Source organism: Pararoseomonas baculiformis (genome assembly GCF_017813395.1).
Classification (GTDB): Bacteria; Pseudomonadota; Alphaproteobacteria; order Acetobacterales; family Acetobacteraceae; genus Roseomonas; species Roseomonas baculiformis.
Genome location: NZ_JAGIZB010000016.1, coordinates 93,432 through 110,282 on the forward strand (window position 1 = coordinate 93,432; position 16,851 = coordinate 110,282).

The window sequence follows — 16,851 nt, forward strand, 5'->3', positions numbered from 1 at the left end:
CATGAACCCCGCCGCGCCTGCCGCCACCCCCGCCATGCCCGCGGCGCCTTCCGCCGCCCTCCCCCCCGCCCCGGGCGCGGCGGCGCTGCCGCCCCCCGGCACCGGCCAGGGCGCCGCCGACCTCGCCCATGCGGCGGCCGCGCATGACCTCTCCCCCCTCGGCCTGTTCATGATGGCCGACCCGATCGTGAAGGGGGTGATGCTGCTGCTCATCCTCGCCTCGATCGCCTGCTGGGGCATCATTATCGAGAAGATGATCGCCGCCCGCCGCCTGAAGGCGGAGGCGAACCGCCTGGCGGGCGCGGTCACCGGCGCCGCCACCCCCGAGAGCGGCCTGGCCGCCGAGGTGATCCGCGCCGGCGCCCGCGAATGGCATGAGGGCCGCGACGCCGCCGAGAGCCGGGGCGAGTACCGCGAGCGCATGGAATACGCGATGCGCGCCCCCCTCGTCGCCGCCTTCCGCGCGGCCGAGCCGGGGCTGCCGCTGCTGGCCACCATTGGTGCCGTCGGCCCCTTCGTCGGCCTGTTCGGCACGGTCTGGGGCATCATGAACTCCTTCTCCGGCATCGCCCGCAGCGGCGACACCAGCCTGGCCGTGGTGGCGCCGGGCATTGCGGAGGCGCTGTTCGCCACCGCCATCGGCCTCGTGGCCGCCATCCCCTCGGTCATGGCCTATAACCGCTTCACCGTGGCCTTCACCCGCATCCGCCAGGGCGCCATGGCCTCCATCCATGAGCTGGCGGCCGGCATGGCGCGCCGCCCCGCCCCCTCCCGTGTGCGGGCGGCGGAGTAGCGCGGCATGGCCATGTCCTTCGGCGGCGGCCGGGGGGATGACGACGACGCCGCCCCGATGGCGGAGATGAACGTCACCCCGCTGGTCGATGTGATGCTGGTGCTGCTCATCATCTTCATGGTGGCGGCACCGATGATGACCGTGGGCGTGCCGGTGAACCTGCCGCGCACCGCGGCGGCGCGCGCCGCCTCCTCCAACCCGCCGCTGATCCTCACCGTGGCGCCGGGCAACCGGCTCTATGTCGGCAAGGAGGAGGTGACGGAGGAGGCCCTGACCCAGCGCCTCCTTGCCCTGCGGGAAAGCGACCCCGAGGCCCCGGTGCATGTGCGCGGCGACCGCAGCGTGCCCTATGGCGACGTGCTGCGCGCGATGGGCCGCGTCTCCCGCGCCGGGATCACCAAGGTGTCCCTCATCGCCGAGGCCGACGCCGCCGCGCCCGCGGTGCAGGCGCGCTAAAGGCTCTCTCCATGGCCCCGCTCCTCGCCGAGAAGCCGCGCGAGACGATCGTGCCGAAGCTGCCCGCGGCCCCGCCGCCCGGCCCCGCCCCGGCGGTGCTGGCGGCCGCCATGGCCGGCGTGGCGCAGTCGGCGCCGCCAGCCCCCGCGCCGGTGGGTGCGCGCCGCTTCCTGCGCCCGGCAGCCTGGGGCCTTTCCGCCCTCATCCATCTCGGCCTGGTTCTGCCCTTCCTCCTTGCGGAGGATGCGCCCGGGCCGCCCGCCGCGCTGCTGGAGGTGGAGACCATGCCCGCGCCGGAGCCGATGGCGGAGCAGGAACAGGCCCCCGTGGCGGAGCAGGCCGCCACAGCGCCGGCCGAGGCCGTGGCCGCCGCCGCGCCGCCCGAGGCCGTTCAGCCCCCGCCGCCCGACACGGCCCAGCCCCCGCCGCCGGAACTGGCTCCGCCGCCCCCCCCGGAGGCCGCCCCGCCGCCTCCGCCGGAGACCGTGGCCGCGGTGCCGCCCGCGCCCGCCCCCATGCCGCCGCCCGAGGCCACGCGCCCGCCCCCGCCTGAGCAGGTGGCGATGGTGGAGCCCGACCCGGTGGCCGCGGCCGAGCCCGACCTTCCGCCCCCGCCCGAGCCGCCGCCTGTCCAGGCGGTGGAGCCGCCGGTGGAACTGGCCGAGCCCCTTCCCCTGCCGCCGCCGCCCGCGCCGCCACCACTCCCGGAGCCGCAGCAGGCCCGCACCCCTCCCCGGCCCACGCCGCCACCCCAGCCCCGCCGCCCACAGGTGGCGGAGCGGGCGCCGGTGCAGCCCTATTCCCCGCCCGCGGCCCCGGCGCCCGTGGCGCCCAGCCCGGCCCCTGCCGCCCCCGCGGCGGCGGCCGCGCCGGCCCGCGCCTCCTCCATCCCGCCCAGCTATGTCGGGCAGATCCAGGCGGCGCTGCGCCGGGTGCAGCGCTATCCCGCCGGCGCCCGCGCCCGCCGCGCCCAGGGCGTGGCCATGGTGAACTTCACCCTGGCCCGGGATGGCCGCGTGGTCAGCGCCCGCCTCGCCCGTTCCTCCGGGGACGAGGACCTGGACGAGGAAGCCCTGGCCATGATGGAGCGGGTGAGCATGCCGCCCCTGCCGGACGACTATGCCGGCAACACCATGCCGCTAGTTGTACCCATTAGTTTTACGCTCCGCTGAACAGGGCGGGTCCTACCCGGCCCGGCAGGCGCTTGTTTGCGGGGCGAATTCATCCGCCCCGCCCGGTTCCGCCCTTCGCCGATCCGCTCTAGCCTCCGCGCCGGAACGACCAGGCAAGGCCAACAACCATGAATCTCGCCCGCTTTCCCCGCGTCCGGCTTGGCCACATGCCCACGCCGCTGGAGCCGATGGAGAATCTTTCCAGGCACCTCGGCGGGCCGAAGCTCTGGATCAAGCGGGACGACTGCACCGGTCTTTCCAGCGGCGGCAACAAGACCCGCAAGCTGGAATACCTGATGGCCGAGGCCCTGGCGCAGGGGGCGGACACGGTCATCACCCAGGGTGCCACCCAGTCCAACCATGCCCGCCAGACCGCCGCTGCGGCCGCGAAGCTTGGCCTGGCCTGCCACATCCTGCTTGAGGACCGGACGGGCTACACCGACCCTGCCTATACCCAGTCCGCCAATGTGCTGATGGACAAGCTGCACGGCGCCACCGTCTCCCGCCGCCCCGGCGGGGCCGACATGCAGGCGGAGATGGAGACCCTGGCGGAGGAGCTGCGGAACTCCGGCAAGCGCCCCTATGTCATTCCCGGCGGTGGATCCAACCCCGTCGGCGCACTGGGCTATGTCGGCGCCGCGCTGGAGCTGGTGAACCAGGCTTCCGAAATCGGGCTTCGGATCGACCATGTGGTGCATGCCACGGGCAGCGCGGGCACCCAGGCCGGGCTGGTCACCGGCCTCGTTGCCCTGAACAGCGGCATTCCCGTGCTCGGCATCGGCGTGCGCGCCCCGCGCGAGAAGCAGGAGGCGAATGTCCTCGCCCTCGCCCAGCGCACCGCCGACCATCTCGGCCTGCCCAAGGACACGATCCGGGCCGAGCATGTGCGCGCCAATTGCGACTATGTCGGCCAGGGCTACGGCATCCCCACCCAGGGCATGGTGGATGCCGTGAAGCTGCTGGCGGAGAAGGAAGGGATCCTTCTCGACCCCGTCTATTCCGGCAAGGGCATGGCCGGGCTGATCGACCTGATCGGCCAGGGGCACTTCAAGCCGGAGGAGAACGTGGTCTTCATCCACACCGGCGGCGCGGTGGGCCTGTTCGGCTACCCGAGCGCCTTCGACCTGCCGGCCGAAGCGGCCTGACCCGGTGATCCCGGAGAGGGCAGCGCTCTCTCCGGGCCAGTGCCCTGGTACCGGCGACGGGCAAGCGCGCCGTCTCCATCCCGGGGGGAGCCGGGCCGCGATGCCTCAGGCCGGCTCCGTCGCCTTCCGCCCCTCGCCGCAGAGCCGCCGCACATCCGCCACCAGGGCCGCCCCGTCCCAGGCCGCCGCGCCTTCCAGCCGGCCGCGCTCACGCCCCTCGCGATCGATCAGGATGGTGGTGGGCAGCCCGCGCGCCTTGAAGGCGCGCATGGCGGCGGAGCCCGGATCCAGCCAGATGCCGAGATTCTTGATCCCGATGCGCGTGTAGAAGGGCTCCACCTGCGCCCGCCCGCCGCGGTCGGATGAGGCGGGGATCACGAGGATCTCCTCCCGGGCGAGCAGGGCGGCCAACCGGTCCAGCGCCGGCATTTCCTCCACGCAGGGCGGGCACCAGGTGGCCCAGAGGTTGAGCACCACCCCCTTGCCCCGGAAATGGCCAATCTCCCGCCGTGTCCCCTCGGGGTCGGTCAGGGCGAATTCGGGCAGGGGCTTGGGTCCGTCCTCCCGAAGCACCCCCACGGTCTGCGCCCGCGCTGGACGTTGGGGGAGGGCCGCGCCTAGTGTCCCGCCCGCAAGAAGGCCCAGCGCGCCGCGGCGGCCAAAACTCACCACTGATCGAGATCTCCTCACCCGTGCCCGACGACCACGCCAAGCCCCAGAACCCTGCCAACGCCGCCCAGGCCAATGCGGCCTGGGGCGGGCGCTACGCGGCCGGGCCATCCGCCATCATGCAGGCGATCAACGCCTCCATCGGCTTCGACCGCAAGATGTGGCGCCAGGACATCAAGGGAAGCCTGGCCCATGCCGCGATGCTGGCGCATGTGGGGATCATCTCGGCCGAGGACGAGGCCGCGATCCGCGATGGGCTGGAAGCCATCGGCCAGGAGATCGAGGCGGGCGAGTTCCCCTTCAGCGAGGCGCTGGAGGATATCCACATGAACATCGAGGCCCGCCTGACCGAGCGCATCGGGGAGGCGGGCAAGCGCCTGCACACCGGGCGCAGCCGCAACGACCAGGTGGCCCTGGATGTCCGCCTCTGGACCCGCGACGCGATCGACGGGCTGGATGCCCAGATCGCCGACGTGATGAGGGCGCTGGCGGAAAAGGCCGCCGAGCATGCCGGCACGGTGATGCCGGGCTTCACCCATCTCCAGCCCGCCCAGCCCACCACCTTCGGCCACCACCTGCTGGCCTATGTGGAGATGCTCTCCCGCGACCGCGGCCGGCTGGCCGATTGCCGCCGCCGCCTGAACGAAAGCCCGCTCGGCGCCGCCGCCCTCTGCGGCACGGGCTTCCCGATCGACCGGCACATGACCGCCGCCACGCTGGGCTTTGACGGCCCCACCCGCAACAGCCTAGATTCCGTGGCGTCCCGCGACTTCGCGCTGGAGTTCCTCTCCGCCGCCGCGATCTGCGCCACCCATCTCTCCCGCTTCGCGGAGGAGGTGGTGATCTGGACCAACCCCTATTTCAACTTCATCAAGCTGAGTGACGCCTTCACCACCGGCTCCTCGATCATGCCGCAGAAGCGCAACCCGGATGCGGCGGAGCTGGTGCGCGCCAAGCCCGGCCGGATCACCGGCGCTCTGGTCGGCCTGCTGACCGTGATGAAGGGCCTGCCCCTGACCTATGGGAAGGACATGCAGGAGGACAAGGAAGGCATCTTCGACGCGGCCGAGAACCTGGCCCTGGCCCTGGCCGCCACCGCCGGCATGGTGCGGGACATGGAGCCCGTGGTCGGGCGCCTGGCCGATGCGGCCGGCGCCGGCTTCTCCACCGCGACCGACCTCGCGGACTGGCTGGTGCGGGAGCTGAAGCTGCCCTTCCGGGACGCCCACCACGTGACCGGCCGCCTTGTCGCCAAGGCCGAGAGCCTGAAGGTGGACCTCTCCGGCCTCACGATCGGGGAGATGCAGGCGGTGGAGCCGCGCATCACGGAAGCGGTGTTCAACGTGCTCTCCGTCGCCGCCTCCGTCCGCTCCCGCACCTCCTTCGGCGGCACGGCCCCGGCCAATGTGGCCGCCATGGCACGGGAATGGGTGGAGAAGCTGGCATGAGGATTCTCCTTGCCCTCTCCGCGCTGCTGGTGCTCGCGGCCTGCGGGCGCGTGGGCCCGATCCGCCCGCCCGGCCCGCAGGAGGCCATCATCTACCCGCGCACCTATCCCTACATCCCGCCGGCGAGCCGCTCCGGCGTCGCCGCGCCGACGGGGACACCGGTGCCGGAATCCCTGACCCCCGGTGCTCCCCCGGCCTGGACCGGCGGCGAGGCGGGCGACACGCCCATCTCCCGCCCGGGCAGCCCGCGCTAGGCCACCCATGCGCGGCCTGGTGGTGATGCTGCTGGTGGCGGGCGGGGCGGGGGTGCTTGCCACCTTCGGACTCGCCCTCTCCGGTGACACGCCGGGCGCCATGCGGGCTGCCGGCATGGCCTCCTCGGCCCTGATCCTGGGCATCATCCTGCACCGGCGCTGAGACGGGGACACCAGGAAGGGGAGACCAAAACGGGGGGCGCGCGCCCCGCCGCAGGGCAGGGATGCGCAGCCACCGGTTGTCCCCGAACCCATGAACCCCGATATGGACGGACAGGCGAGGCGGCCTTGGTAGCCCTCGCCCTCCCATGCGCCGTCCCCCGCGCCGGGTCCTGCCTGATGAGGCAGGCCGCCGCGTCCAGGCGCTCCCTTCTTCCTTGGACGTCTGGAATGCCTTTCGAAACGCTCCCCGCGCCGCTGCGCGATGCGCTTGCCACCCGTGGCTACGCCAACCCCACCCCGGTCCAGTCCGCCGTGCTCGCCGAGGGCACCGCGGGGCGTGACCTGCTGGTCTCCGCCCGCACCGGCTCCGGCAAGACCGTCGCCTATGGCCTGGCCATGGCCGGCGACCTGCTGGGCGACGCCGCCCGCCTCCCCTCGGCCGGGGCGCCGCTGGCCCTCATCGTCGCCCCCACCCGGGAACTGGCGCTGCAGGTGAAGACCGAGCTGACCTGGCTCTACGGCCCGGCCGGCGGCCGCATCGCCTCCTGTGTCGGCGGCATGGACCCCGTGGCCGAGCGCCGCGCCCTCTCGGCCGGCGCGCATATCGCGGTGGGCACCCCCGGCCGCGTGCGCGACCATATCGAGCGCGGCAACCTCAAGACCGACGCCATCCGCGCCGTGGTGCTGGACGAGGCCGACGAGATGCTGGACCTCGGCTTCCGCGAGGAGCTGGAGGCCATTCTCGGCGCCCTGCCGGCCGAGCGCCGCACCCTGCTCTTCTCCGCCACCGTGCCGCGGCCCATCGCGCAGATGGCCAAGCAGTTCCAGCGCGACGCGCTGCGGATCGAGGCCACCTCCGGCGACGAGCCGCATGGCGATATCGCCTACCGCGCCGCCCTTGTCGCCCCCGGCGACATCGAGCGCGCGGTGGTGAACGCCCTCCGCCTGGAGGACGCGCCGATCTCCATGGTGTTCTGCGCCACCCGCGCCGCCGTGGCCCGCCTGCATGGCAACCTGGCCGAGCGCGGCTTCACCGCCGTGGCGCTTTCGGGCGAGCTGTCCCAGGCCGAGCGCACCCGCGCCCTGCAGAGCCTGCGCGACGGCCATGCCCGGATCTGCGTGGCCACCGACGTGGCCGCCCGCGGCATCGACCTGCCCGAGCTGGACCTGGTGATCCATGCGGAGCTTCCGCGCGATCCCGAGACCCTGCTCCACCGCTCCGGCCGCACGGGCCGCGCGGGGCGCAAGGGCGTCAGCCTCCTCATCGTCCCGCCCGCCCGCCGCCGCATGGCGGAGCGCCTGCTCCAGGCCGCGCGCGTGGAGGCCAGCTGGGGCCCCGCCCCTTCGGCCGAGCAGGTGCGCGCCAAGGATGCCGAGCGCATCGCGGCCCGCGCGACCGAGTTGCTGGGCGAGGAGGCGGCCGAGGAGGACATGGCCATCGCCCGCACCCTGACGGGCATCACGGGCGATCCTGCCGGCTGGAGCAACGCGGAGGACGGTGTCTCCCCCACCGGCATCAACCCGCTCGCCCTCGCCGCCGCCCTGGTGAAGCTCATCCGCGCGCCCTTCCCGGCGCCGGAGGAACTCGCCCCCATGCAGGACCGTGGCCGCCGCCCCGGTTTCGAGGGGGCCGGGGATGACCGCAGCCGCGACCGTGGCGCCGGCGCGCCGCCGCCCGCCTCCGAGGGGGTATGGTTCCGCGTCAGCGTGGGGCGCGAGGGCCAGGCCGATCCGCGCTGGATGCTGCCCTTCCTCTGCAAGCGCGGCGACGTCTCCCGCGCGGAGATCGGGCGCATCCGCATCCAGGGCCGCGAGACCCAGGTGGAGATCGCGCCCTATGCCGCCGCGCACTTCGCCACCAATGCCCGGCGGCCCGGCGGCGAGGAAGCGCATATCCGGATCGAGCCGATGCAGCCCATCTCGCGCGGGGCCCCGCGCCGGCACCGGGCCTGATGGCCGGGGGGAAGCCCCGCGCTTCCCCCTGCCCCGCCGCGCCGGGGCTACAGGCCTTCGAGCAGCCTGATCTTCAGGTCGCGGAACGCGCTCTGGAAGCGCGACGTCCGCTGCTCCTCCAGCATCGTCTCCAGCGCCTGCCCCAACTCGCGCAGGCGGGCATCGCCGAGGCGCTGGGCGTGCAGGAACATGGAGCGTTCCTCCGAACCGGCATGGTGGTCCACGGCCGCGTGCAGCGCGCGGAGATGCGCCTCGAACTCGGGGCTGGCCGTGTTCAGCTTCAGCGTCATCGCCAGCAGGTCCGAGAGCTGGCGGTGTTCGGAATGCGCGACCGGCACATCCTCGCTGACCGGCTGGACCGCCGGGTAGAAGATGTGGTCCTCGATCTGCTCGTGGATCTCCAGCTCGGAGGCGAGGGTCCGCATCAGGTCACGGCGCTGCGGATCCTCGGCCGGCATCGCCCTGATGGTCTCAAAGAGGCGGCGGAGCAGCTGGTGATGCTCGACCAGCACCTCATCCGCTTTCCGGCCCTGGGGGGCGCCGCTCCCCGCCGCCGCCTGGCGGGCGGGCTTCGCGTCCAGCCGGGCGGCCGTCACGGCATCGTCGCCGCGCTCCTGCTCCCGCCGGATCTCGATCATGCCACCCGTCACGCGCACCTCGTACCGGGGCTGCGGGCAGGTGGAGGGACCGCTGCTCGGCCATCCCGTCGCCAGATCGTAGCGGGACCCGTGCCAGGGGCAGACCAGCTCGCCATTCAGGACCCAGCCCTGGTCCAGCGGCCCCCCGAGATGCGAGCAGCGCGCGCCCATCGCGCGCACGCGCCCCCTGTGACGGACGAGGACGATGCCGATGGCCTGGCGGGCATGCTCGTCCCATACCTCCACCCGGCGCGGCCGGTCCTCCTCCAGTTCCGCCAGGGGCAGCACGGGCGTGAAGTCGCGGGGTTCAGGGCTCCGGTCGGCATGGTCGCTGCCGATCCGGCGGCGGTACACCATGTGCCCGCCGAGATAGCCGCCCAGGAACATGCAGGCCCATCCGGCCGCGCTCGCCAGCCTTCCCTCGTTCCGGCGCCCACGCCCGCGCAGGACGATGGAGGTGAGGTTGAGCGCCAGCGCGGTGCTGTTGACGATCGCATGGACCAGCCCGACCCGGCGGTCCCGCCCATTGACATGCTGCCAGTCGGCCATGCCGGTCGCCGCCGCCGCCACGGCGCCCGCCGCGCCGGCCTTCAGCGCGATCTCGGCTGCCCGGGCCGCCCCTCTCGGCCGCAGGCCGAGCACGGCCAGCAGGTCCAGCGCCAGGGCGAAGGTCCAGGTTCCGATGGGGATGGTGACGAGCATCGGATGAATCGGATGCCCGAACCAGGTGCCGTGCAGGGCATCCCCGAGCTTCCCGGCCGGGCGGCCCGCGATCTGCGCCGGACGGGCCATGGCCGTTTCGATCGCGTGGCCTGGCCCGTCGAGCGCCGAGGCGCTCTCGATCCGGCTGATTCCGGCATCGGCAGCCCGTGCAAACCTGCCCCTTGGAAATCTGAAAAATCCCATCCGGAGGCCTTTCGCGTCTGACCGGCCGGAGGGTTGCGCCAACCGCCGCGGCCCCTCCTCAACGCGCCTGGCCGCCGACAGTTCGCACCGGCCCCAGCGCGGTCACCCCGCCGCCTCAGCCCTTCCCGGAGGCGATCGACAACACGCGCCGCGCCATTTCGGATACGCCCGGGCCGGCTTCCCGCAGCACCCGGTCGCGGTCGAGCATGAAGGCCGGGGCGCCGCAGTTGAAGGCGGCGATCCCGCCATCCGGGAGGATGATGGCCGCGCCCGCCGCATGCACCTCCCGGTTCCAGTCACCGATGGAGATGGTGAAGCCCAGGGCGGCGTGCATATCCACCGCCTCGTGCAGCGCGTCGCGCACCCGGGCCCAGCGCTCGGGGAAGCGCTCCTCGATCTGCTGGTCGATGGCCGCGCGCTCCTCCGCCTGCGCCACGGCGTAATAGGCGCGACCCATGGCGGTGACGGCGAGCGGGAGGCGCGAGCCGAGGCCGAGCTGCAGCGCCACGGCCGAGGCGGGCTGCGCATGCTCCACATAGAGCATCGAGAGCCGGTCCCGCCGCCCGAGCGAGACCGAGGCGCCGAGGCGCTGGGACAGCGCCTCCATCAGCGGCCGCGCCACGCCGCGCACGGCCATGTTCGCCAGGGCAAGCTGCCCCAGCGCCACGGCGGCGATGCCCAGCTGGTACTTCGCGAAGCGCGGCAGGTATTCCAGGTAGCCCAGCCGCGTGAGCGTATGCGTGAGGCGGGATATCGTGGGGCGGGGCAGGCCGGAGCGCTCGGCGATCTCCTGGTTGCCCAGCATGCTGTCCCGCGTGGTGAAGGCTTCCAGGATGGTGAAGCCGCGCGCGATCGCCTCGACGAATTGCGGGTCGCGCGCGGCCTCCTCCCCGCCGGGGGCGGAGCGGGCCGGGCGGGCATCGCCGGGAATGACCTTGCGGATCCTCATCCCGCCGCTCTAGGCGGAATGCCCGGAGGCGTCCAACCGGTGCTACTCCACGCGCAGGTTCAGGCGCTGGATCATCTCCCGCTCGTATTCGGTGCGGCGGGCGATGAACTCGCGGAATTCCTCGGTGCTGCGGTATTCCAGCGGCATGTCGAACTGGCTGCGCACCTGGACGTTGCGCGGGTCGAACAGCGCCTCGCGGAAGGCGTCGTGCAGCACGCGGACCACGCCGGGATCCATCCCCTTCGGCCCCATGACACCATAGGGCGAGGTGACGACCATGTCGTAGCCCAGCTCCTTCAGCGTCGGCACGTCCGGGAAGCGCGGCGCGCGCTCGGCGGACCACACGCTGAGCACGCGCATGCTGCCGGCTTCCGCATGCGGGGCCCAGGCGGAGCTGTCCGCGATGCTTTCCACCTGCCCGCCGAGCACGGCCGTCACGCCCTCGTTCGAGCCTCGGAAGGGCACATGGGTGAACTCCACCCCCTCCTTCCGCGCGATCTCCTCCATCGCCAGGTGGTTCGTCGTCGCGATGCCGGAGGTGGAGTAGGTCACGCGGCCCGGATTGGCGCGGGCGCGGGCCAGGTAGTCCGCCCAGGTCCTGACGGGGCTGTCCGCGCGCACGGCCACGCCGAAGAGCCAGCCGGTGAGGCCGATGATGGGCGTGAAATCCGCCACCGGGTCCCATCCCGCATTCCGCACCATGAAGGTGCGGCGGATGACCGAGAGATGCATCTGGCCCAGCGTGTAGCCATCCGGCCGCGCCTCCCGCGCGATGAAGGGGGCGTGCATCGTGCCGCCCGCGCCCGGGCGGTTCTCGATGATCACGGGCTGGCCGAGCCGTGCCTGCGAGATGTCGGCCATGGAGCGCAGCTGCGCATCGGCCGAGGCGCCGGGCGGCCAGGGCACGATCAGGCGGATCGGCCGTTCGGGGTAGCGCCCCTGCGCCCGCGCCAGGCGCGGGGCCGCCAACGGCGCCGCCAGCACGGCCGCCCCCGCCGCCACCAGGCCACGGCGTGGCAGGATGAGGGGCCCGCTGGCCCCCTTCTTCGTGTCACTCATGCTTTCCTCCCTGTCGCCGGCCCTTATCCGCCCCTTGTGGCAGGGGCGCCGTGCCGGTCGTGTCAGTCGATGCTCAGCTTCAGCTTGGCGACCATTTCCTGCTCATAGGAAACACGTTCGCGCGCGAAGCGGAGATAGTCCTGCGGGCCGAGATATTCGAGCGGCATCTCCCAGCGCCGCATCACGGCCTGGGTGTTCTCGTCGAACAGCCCCTTCCGGAAGGACTGGTGCAGGGTTTCCACCACTGCCGGGTCCATCCCCTTCGGGCCCGTCACGCCATAGGGCGAGGTGACGACCATGTCGTGCCCCAGTTCCCGCAGCGTGGGCGCATCGGGGAAGGCGGGCAGGCGATCCTTCGTCCAGACGCAGAGAAGGCGGAACTCGCCCGCTTCCACATTCGGGCGCCAGGCCTGGGCATCGGCCACGCAGTCGATCTGCCGGCCCAGCAGCGCCGTCACGCCCTCCTGCGCGCCGCGGAAGGGCACATGCGTCATCTCCACCCCTTCCCGCGCCAGGATGTCCTCCATGGCGATGTGGTTGGAGGTGGCGACGCCGGAGGTGGAGAAGGTGAGCATCCCCGGCTTTGCCTTCGCGGCCGCCGTCAGGTCCCGCCATGTGCGGTAGGGACTGTCCGAGCGCACCACCACGCCGAAGAGGAAGCCGCTGACCTGCAGGATGTAGGTGAAGTCGTTCACCGGGTCCCAGCTCTGCTGCTTCGTCAGGAAGGGCTGGCGCAGGATGGAGAGGTGGTGCTGCGCGATGGTGTAGCCATCCGGCCGCGCGTTCAGCAGCGCCTGGGCGCCGAGCAGCCCGCGCGCGCCGGGCCGGTTTTCCAGCACCACCTGCTGGCCCAGGTCGCGCCGCACCACGTCGAACATGGAGCGGAACAGCGCATCCAGCGAGCTGCCCGGCGGCCAGGGCACGATGAAGCGGATGGGCCGGTCGGGGTATCGCCCCTGCGCGCGCGCCAGCCGCGGAGCGGCAAGCCCCAGCGCGGCGAGGCCAAGCGCCCCCCGCCGCGATACGCCGCGCGATTCGTTGATCGCGTCCATTGCCTTTCCTCCCTGCATCCCCGGACTCCGGGGAGAACCGTCAGCCCGCCGGAACGAGCCCTCCCGCATCGGAGAGCTGGCGCAGATGGCGCTCCGCATCCCCGAACAGTGCGTCGATCGCGGTCAGCCGCGCGAAGTAGTGGCCCACCGCGTATTCCATCGTCATGCCGATGCCGCCGTGGAGCTGGATGGCCTCCTGCCCCAGCTTCCGCGCGGCGCGGCCGACCTGCACCTTCACGGCGTGGATGGCGCGGCGGCGCTCGGCCGCATCCTCCTCGCCCGCCATCATGGCGGCGTACATCGCCATGCTGCGCGTCTGCTCCAGATGCACCATCATGTCCGCGGCGCGATGCTGCAGCGCCTGGAAGCTGCCAATGGCGGTGCCGAACTGCCTGCGGGTCTTCAGGTAGTCCAGCGTCAGCGCATGGGCCGCCTCCATGGCGCCCACGGCCTCGGCGGCCAGGGCGGCGATGGTCTCGTCCACCACGCGCTCCACCAGGGGCAGCCCATCCTCCGGGTCGCCCAGCACCGCCTCGGCCCGTACGCCGGAGAAGTGGATCTCGGCCGCGCGCCCGCCATCCATGGTGCGATAGGGCTGGCGCGAGACGCCCTCGGCTCCCGCATCCACCAGGAACACGCCCACGCCCCGGCGGTCCCGCGTCTCCCCGGCGGTGCGGGCGGTGACGACCAGCTTGTCCGCGCTGTCGCCATGCAGCACCACGCCCTTGCGGCCCTCGATCACCCAGCCCTCGCCATCCCGCCGCGCGGTGGTGGCGACATCGCCGAGGTCGTAGCGGGATTGCGGTTCCGTCTGCGCGAAGGCGAGCAGCAGCGCGCCTTCCGCGATGCACGGCGCGAGTTCCGCACGCAGCGCGGGCTCGGCGCCGTGGCGCAGGAAGCCGCCGCCGAGCACGACGGTGGTGAGGTAGGGCTCGAGCGCGAGTGCCCCGCCCAGCGCCTCCATCACGATCATCGTCTCCACCGGCCCGCCGCCGAAGCCGCCCTCCTCCTCCGCGAAGGGAAGGCCGAGGATGCCCAGCTCCGCGAAGGCGGCCCAGATCTCCCGGCCCCATCCCCCGGGCGTGGCGGCGATGGCGCGGCGCTGCTCGAAGCCGTAGCGGTCGGCCAGCAGGCGCTTCACGCTGTCCTGGAGAAGCCGCTGCTCCTCGCTGAGTTCGAAATCCATGCCCGTCAGAGTCCCAGGAAGGCCTTGGCCATGATCTGGCGCTGGATCTCGTTCGATCCGCCATAGATCGAAAGCTTGCGCCAGTTGAGATAGGTGCCTGCCACGGTGGTGGCCCATTCCGGCGCCACCTCCGGCATGTTCGAGCCTTCCTGCGGTTCCGGCGGCACCGGCAGGGCATAGGGCCCGGCGGCCTCGAGGTAGAGTTCGGTGATGCGCTGCAGGATCTCCGATCCCCGCACCTTCAGGATGGAGGAGGCGGGGTCCGGCTTGCGCTCGCCGGTGCGCCGCGCCTCGGCGGCGACGACGCGCATCACCGTCATCTCCAGCGCCTTCAGCTCCACCTCCACCTCGGCCAGCTTGTCGCGGAAGCGCGGGTCCTCGATCAGCGGGCGGCCATCCTGCATGGTGCGGGCGGCCAGGCCCTTGAGGCGGCGGATGCGCTCCTGGCTCGTGCCCACGCGGGCCTGGCCCGCGCGCTCATTGCCCAGAAGGAACTTGGCGCAGTCCCAGCCCTTGTTCTCCTCGCCGACAAGGTTCTCAACCGGAACCCTGACATCGTCGAAGAAGACCTCGTTCACCTCATGCGCGCCATCGATGGTGATGATGGGCCGCACGGTCACGCCGGGGCTCTTCATGTCGATCAGCAGGAAGGAGATGCCCTCCTGCTTCTTCGCCTTCGGATCGGTGCGCACCAGGCAGAAGATCCAGTCGGCATGCTGGGCCAGCGTCGTCCAGGTCTTCTGGCCGTTGACGACGTAGTGGTCGCCGTCGCGCACCGCGCCTGTCTTGAGGGAGGCGAGATCCGATCCCGCGCCCGGCTCGGAGAAGCCCTGGCACCACCAGATGTCGAGATTGGCGGTGGCGGGCAGGAAGCGGCGCTTCTGCTCCTCCGTGCCGAAGGCGATGATGACGGGGCCGACCATCAGCGTGTTGAAGGCAACGGGCAGCGGCGCGGGCGCCTTCTGCAGCTCCTCCGTCAGCAGGTAGCGCTGGGTGGAGGTGAGGTCCGATCCGCCCCATTCCCTGGCCCAGTGCGGCACGGCCCAGCCGCGCGCGTTCAGCTTCCGCTGCCACTGCACCCAGTCCTGCTTGTCCAGGTGGTAGCCGCCTTCCAGCTTGCGGCGCGTTTCCGGGTTCAGCTCGGCCTGGACGAAGTCGCGCACCTCCTGGCGGAAGGCACGTTCTTCCGGGGTGAAGCGGAGATCCATCAGGAGGCCTTTTCTTCCGGGGTGGTGGCGGCACGGGCTTCATCGCGCAGCACGCTGGCCAGCAGCTTGCCCGTGGGGCTGCGCGGCAGGGTTTCGCGGATTTCCAGCGCGGCGGGCATCTCGTGCCGGCCGATGCGGTCGCGCAGGAAGGCGAGCAGGTCTTCCAGCGTCATCTCCGCCGCACCGGGACGCAGGGTGACGAAGGCCTTCGCCGCCTCGCCGCGATAGGCATCGGGGATGCCGACCACGATGCATTCGGCCACATCCGGGTGCTCGTAGATCGCCTGCTCGATGGCCGCGGGATACACGTTGAAGCCACCGGAGATGATCATGTTCTTCCGGCGGTCCACCAGGGTGATGTAGCCGCCCCCATCCATCCAGCCGACATCGCCCGTGAGGAAGAAGCCGTCGCGGAAGGACGCTTCCGTCGCATCGGGGCGGTTCCAGTAGCCCTTGAAGACATTGGGGCCGCGGATCGCGATCTCCCCCGTCTCGCCGGCCGGCAGCACGCGGGAGGGATCGTCGAGCGAGACGATCCGCATCTCCACCCCCGGGAGGGGCAGGCCGATCATGCCCGGGCGCGCCGGCGCATCCGGCGTCACGCGCGTGCCGGCGGGGCTGGTCTCCGTCATGCCCCACCCGCCGCCCAGAAAGCGGCCCGTCACGGCCTGCAGCCGCTGCTGCACCTCGAAGGGCAGCGGCGCGCCGCCGGATGAGGTGGAGCGCAGCGAGGAAAGGTCGCGCCTGCCGATATCCGGCTGGCCCAGCAGCCCGATCCACATGGTCGGCACGCCGGGGAAGACGGTCACGCGGCGCCTCTCGATATCGTCCAGCGCGCCGGCCGCGTCGAAGCGCGGGCGCAGCAGCAGTTCATTGCCATCCGCCAGGTGGCGCAGCAGCACCGCGGTCAGCGCGTAAATGTGGAACAGCGGCAGCACCAGCAGCACGCGCTGCTCGCCCGGCGTCAGCGCCAGCCGGTCCCGCCAGCTGCGATAGATGGAAACGGCGGAGGTCAGGTTGCCATGGGTGAGCATGGCACCCTTGGGCAGGCCCGTGGTGCCGCCGGTGTATTGCAGCAGCAGCACGTCATCCGGGTTCGGCTCGGGCCAGATGGCGGGCGGGGGGGAATCCAGCAGCGGCTCCAGCGCGTCCAGCCGCTGCGGCAAGGGCTGCCCTTCGGCGCCGGTCCAGAAGCCGTCGCGCGCGACGAGAACGCGCTCCGCCGCATCGCTGTCCAGCAGCCAGCCGGCGCTGTCGAGCAATGGCGGGAAGTCGGTGGTGATGACGGTGCGCGCGCCGCTGTCGCGCAGCTTGTGCGCCAGCTCCCGCCGCGCATCCAGCGCGCTGAGATGCACGATGCGCGCCCCGGCCCGGGCAAGGGCGAAGAAGCACACGGGGTGCCAGGGCGTGTTGGGCAGGTGCAGCGCCACCGTGCTGCCCGGCCCGATATCGGCCGTGAGGAGACCCGCCGCGAGCCGTTGCACCATGGCGCCGAGCTCGCGATAGGCGATCTGCCGGCCGCGATACTCGATAGCGGGCTTGTCGCCCCATTCGGCCACCGCGCGCTCCAGCAGCGCGGGCAGGGTGCCGATCTCGAGCGGCGCGTCCCAGTGGCATCCCTCGGGGTAGGAAGCTTCCCAGGGACGCCGGCAGCCGCTCATCACGCCCCGGCCTTTTGATCGAGTTCGGCGAAGGTGGAGCCTTCCTGAGCGAGGCGCGTGAGGAGGGGTGCGGGCTGGAGGGTGTCGTCGCGGGTCTGTGCGGCGAAGTGGCGCAGCCGTTCGACGATGCGAGGCAGGCC

The 16,851-nt window shown here is 72.3% G+C and carries 16 protein-coding genes; 8 read left to right on the forward strand and 8 right to left on the reverse strand.

Annotated elements, in window-relative coordinates:
* Window position 1 precedes the first annotated feature (1 nt).
* The 4 genes from J8J14_RS16660 to cuyA all read left to right on the forward strand — a co-directional run bounded on the left by J8J14_RS16660 (window position 2) and on the right by cuyA (window position 3,566).
* Entirely contained in the window at window positions 2–793 is a 792-nt protein-coding gene (locus J8J14_RS16660) for a MotA/TolQ/ExbB proton channel family protein (protein ID WP_245215862.1), read from the forward strand.
* A gap of 6 nt (window positions 794–799) precedes the next feature.
* The gene (locus J8J14_RS16665) at window positions 800–1,249 is read left to right on the forward strand and encodes an ExbD/TolR family protein (protein WP_245215863.1); all 450 of its coding nucleotides are present in this window, start codon (window positions 800–802) and stop codon (window positions 1,247–1,249) included.
* 11 nt (window positions 1,250–1,260) lie between these two features.
* Window positions 1,261–2,421 carry an energy transducer TonB family protein gene (locus tag J8J14_RS16670; RefSeq protein WP_209380663.1) on the forward strand — a complete coding sequence of 387 codons (1,161 nt, stop codon included), beginning with the start codon at window positions 1,261–1,263 and terminating at the stop codon, window positions 2,419–2,421.
* A 128-nt stretch (window positions 2,422–2,549) separates the two neighbouring features.
* Window positions 2,550–3,566, forward strand: coding sequence for a D-cysteate sulfo-lyase (gene cuyA / locus J8J14_RS16675; protein WP_209380664.1), 1,017 nt, complete (start codon window positions 2,550–2,552; stop codon window positions 3,564–3,566).
* A gap of 105 nt (window positions 3,567–3,671) precedes the next feature.
* Here the strand turns inward: cuyA and J8J14_RS16680 are convergent, their stop codons facing one another.
* Window positions 3,672–4,235 carry a TlpA family protein disulfide reductase gene (locus tag J8J14_RS16680; protein WP_342452472.1) on the reverse strand — a complete coding sequence of 188 codons (564 nt, stop codon included), beginning with the start codon at window positions 4,233–4,235 and terminating at the stop codon, window positions 3,672–3,674.
* 23 nt (window positions 4,236–4,258) lie between these two features.
* On the opposite strand from J8J14_RS16680, the gene argH reads away from it, so the two are divergent.
* The 4 genes from argH to J8J14_RS16700 all read left to right on the forward strand — a co-directional run bounded on the left by argH (window position 4,259) and on the right by J8J14_RS16700 (window position 8,052).
* Window positions 4,259–5,683, forward strand: a complete 1,425-nt coding sequence (gene argH / locus J8J14_RS16685) for an argininosuccinate lyase (RefSeq protein ID WP_342452473.1) — start codon at window positions 4,259–4,261, stop codon at window positions 5,681–5,683.
* Entirely contained in the window at window positions 5,680–5,937 is a 258-nt protein-coding gene (locus J8J14_RS16690) for a hypothetical protein (protein WP_209380690.1), read from the forward strand. The genes argH and J8J14_RS16690 overlap by 4 nt, the downstream gene beginning before the upstream one ends.
* 7 nt (window positions 5,938–5,944) lie before the next feature.
* Window positions 5,945–6,100 carry a hypothetical protein gene (locus J8J14_RS16695; RefSeq protein ID WP_209380666.1) on the forward strand — a complete coding sequence of 52 codons (156 nt, stop codon included), beginning with the start codon at window positions 5,945–5,947 and terminating at the stop codon, window positions 6,098–6,100.
* 227 nt (window positions 6,101–6,327) lie between these two features.
* Window positions 6,328–8,052, forward strand: a complete 1,725-nt coding sequence (locus J8J14_RS16700) for a DEAD/DEAH box helicase (protein ID WP_209380667.1) — start codon at window positions 6,328–6,330, stop codon at window positions 8,050–8,052.
* A 47-nt stretch (window positions 8,053–8,099) separates the two neighbouring features.
* Here J8J14_RS16700 and J8J14_RS16705 read toward each other — a convergent pair whose 3' ends face one another.
* From J8J14_RS16705 to J8J14_RS16735, 7 genes are all read right to left on the reverse strand, one after another.
* Window positions 8,100–9,482, reverse strand: coding sequence for a DUF2231 domain-containing protein (locus J8J14_RS16705; RefSeq protein ID WP_209380668.1), 1,383 nt, complete (start codon window positions 9,480–9,482; stop codon window positions 8,100–8,102).
* 229 nt (window positions 9,483–9,711) lie between these two features.
* The gene (locus J8J14_RS16710; protein WP_209380669.1) at window positions 9,712–10,545 is read right to left on the reverse strand and encodes an IclR family transcriptional regulator; all 834 of its coding nucleotides are present in this window, start codon (window positions 10,543–10,545) and stop codon (window positions 9,712–9,714) included.
* A 42-nt stretch (window positions 10,546–10,587) separates the two neighbouring features.
* Window positions 10,588–11,604, reverse strand: coding sequence for a tripartite tricarboxylate transporter substrate binding protein (locus tag J8J14_RS16715; protein WP_209380670.1), 1,017 nt, complete (start codon window positions 11,602–11,604; stop codon window positions 10,588–10,590).
* Window positions 11,605–11,666: 62 nt separating this feature from the next.
* Entirely contained in the window at window positions 11,667–12,656 is a 990-nt protein-coding gene (locus J8J14_RS16720; RefSeq protein WP_245215864.1) for a tripartite tricarboxylate transporter substrate binding protein, read from the reverse strand.
* A 40-nt stretch (window positions 12,657–12,696) separates the two neighbouring features.
* A complete protein-coding gene (locus J8J14_RS16725) occupies window positions 12,697–13,842 on the reverse strand; it encodes an acyl-CoA dehydrogenase family protein (protein WP_209380671.1) in 1,146 nt (381 codons plus the stop codon).
* Between the two features lie 5 nt (window positions 13,843–13,847).
* Window positions 13,848–15,050 carry an acyl-CoA dehydrogenase family protein gene (locus J8J14_RS16730; RefSeq protein WP_209380672.1) on the reverse strand — a complete coding sequence of 401 codons (1,203 nt, stop codon included), beginning with the start codon at window positions 15,048–15,050 and terminating at the stop codon, window positions 13,848–13,850.
* Window positions 15,050–16,711 carry an AMP-binding protein gene (locus J8J14_RS16735; RefSeq protein ID WP_209380673.1) on the reverse strand — a complete coding sequence of 554 codons (1,662 nt, stop codon included), beginning with the start codon at window positions 16,709–16,711 and terminating at the stop codon, window positions 15,050–15,052. The genes J8J14_RS16730 and J8J14_RS16735 overlap by 1 nt, the downstream gene beginning before the upstream one ends.
* Window positions 16,712–16,851: the final 140 nt, after the last annotated feature.

Coding starts and splice junctions, on each gene's coding strand:
- J8J14_RS16660 (WP_245215862.1), top strand. CDS start 2: ATGAACCCCGCCGCGCCTGCCGCCACCCCCGCCATGCCCGCGGCGCCT.
- J8J14_RS16665 (WP_245215863.1), top strand. CDS start 800: ATGGCCATGTCCTTCGGCGGCGGCCGGGGGGATGACGACGACGCCGCC.
- J8J14_RS16670 (WP_209380663.1), top strand. CDS start 1,261: ATGGCCCCGCTCCTCGCCGAGAAGCCGCGCGAGACGATCGTGCCGAAG.
- cuyA (WP_209380664.1), top strand. CDS start 2,550: ATGAATCTCGCCCGCTTTCCCCGCGTCCGGCTTGGCCACATGCCCACG.
- J8J14_RS16690 (WP_209380690.1), top strand. CDS start 5,680: ATGAGGATTCTCCTTGCCCTCTCCGCGCTGCTGGTGCTCGCGGCCTGC.
- J8J14_RS16695 (WP_209380666.1), top strand. CDS start 5,945: ATGCGCGGCCTGGTGGTGATGCTGCTGGTGGCGGGCGGGGCGGGGGTG.
- J8J14_RS16700 (WP_209380667.1), top strand. CDS start 6,328: ATGCCTTTCGAAACGCTCCCCGCGCCGCTGCGCGATGCGCTTGCCACC.
- J8J14_RS16705 (WP_209380668.1), bottom strand. CDS start 9,482: ATGGCCCGTCCGGCGCAGATCGCGGGCCGCCCGGCCGGGAAGCTCGGG.
- J8J14_RS16710 (WP_209380669.1), bottom strand. CDS start 10,545: ATGAGGATCCGCAAGGTCATTCCCGGCGATGCCCGCCCGGCCCGCTCC.
- J8J14_RS16715 (WP_209380670.1), bottom strand. CDS start 11,604: ATGAGTGACACGAAGAAGGGGGCCAGCGGGCCCCTCATCCTGCCACGC.
- J8J14_RS16720 (WP_245215864.1), bottom strand. CDS start 12,656: ATGGACGCGATCAACGAATCGCGCGGCGTATCGCGGCGGGGGGCGCTT.
- J8J14_RS16725 (WP_209380671.1), bottom strand. CDS start 13,842: ATGGATTTCGAACTCAGCGAGGAGCAGCGGCTTCTCCAGGACAGCGTG.
- J8J14_RS16730 (WP_209380672.1), bottom strand. CDS start 15,050: ATGGATCTCCGCTTCACCCCGGAAGAACGTGCCTTCCGCCAGGAGGTG.
- J8J14_RS16735 (WP_209380673.1), bottom strand. CDS start 16,711: ATGAGCGGCTGCCGGCGTCCCTGGGAAGCTTCCTACCCCGAGGGATGC.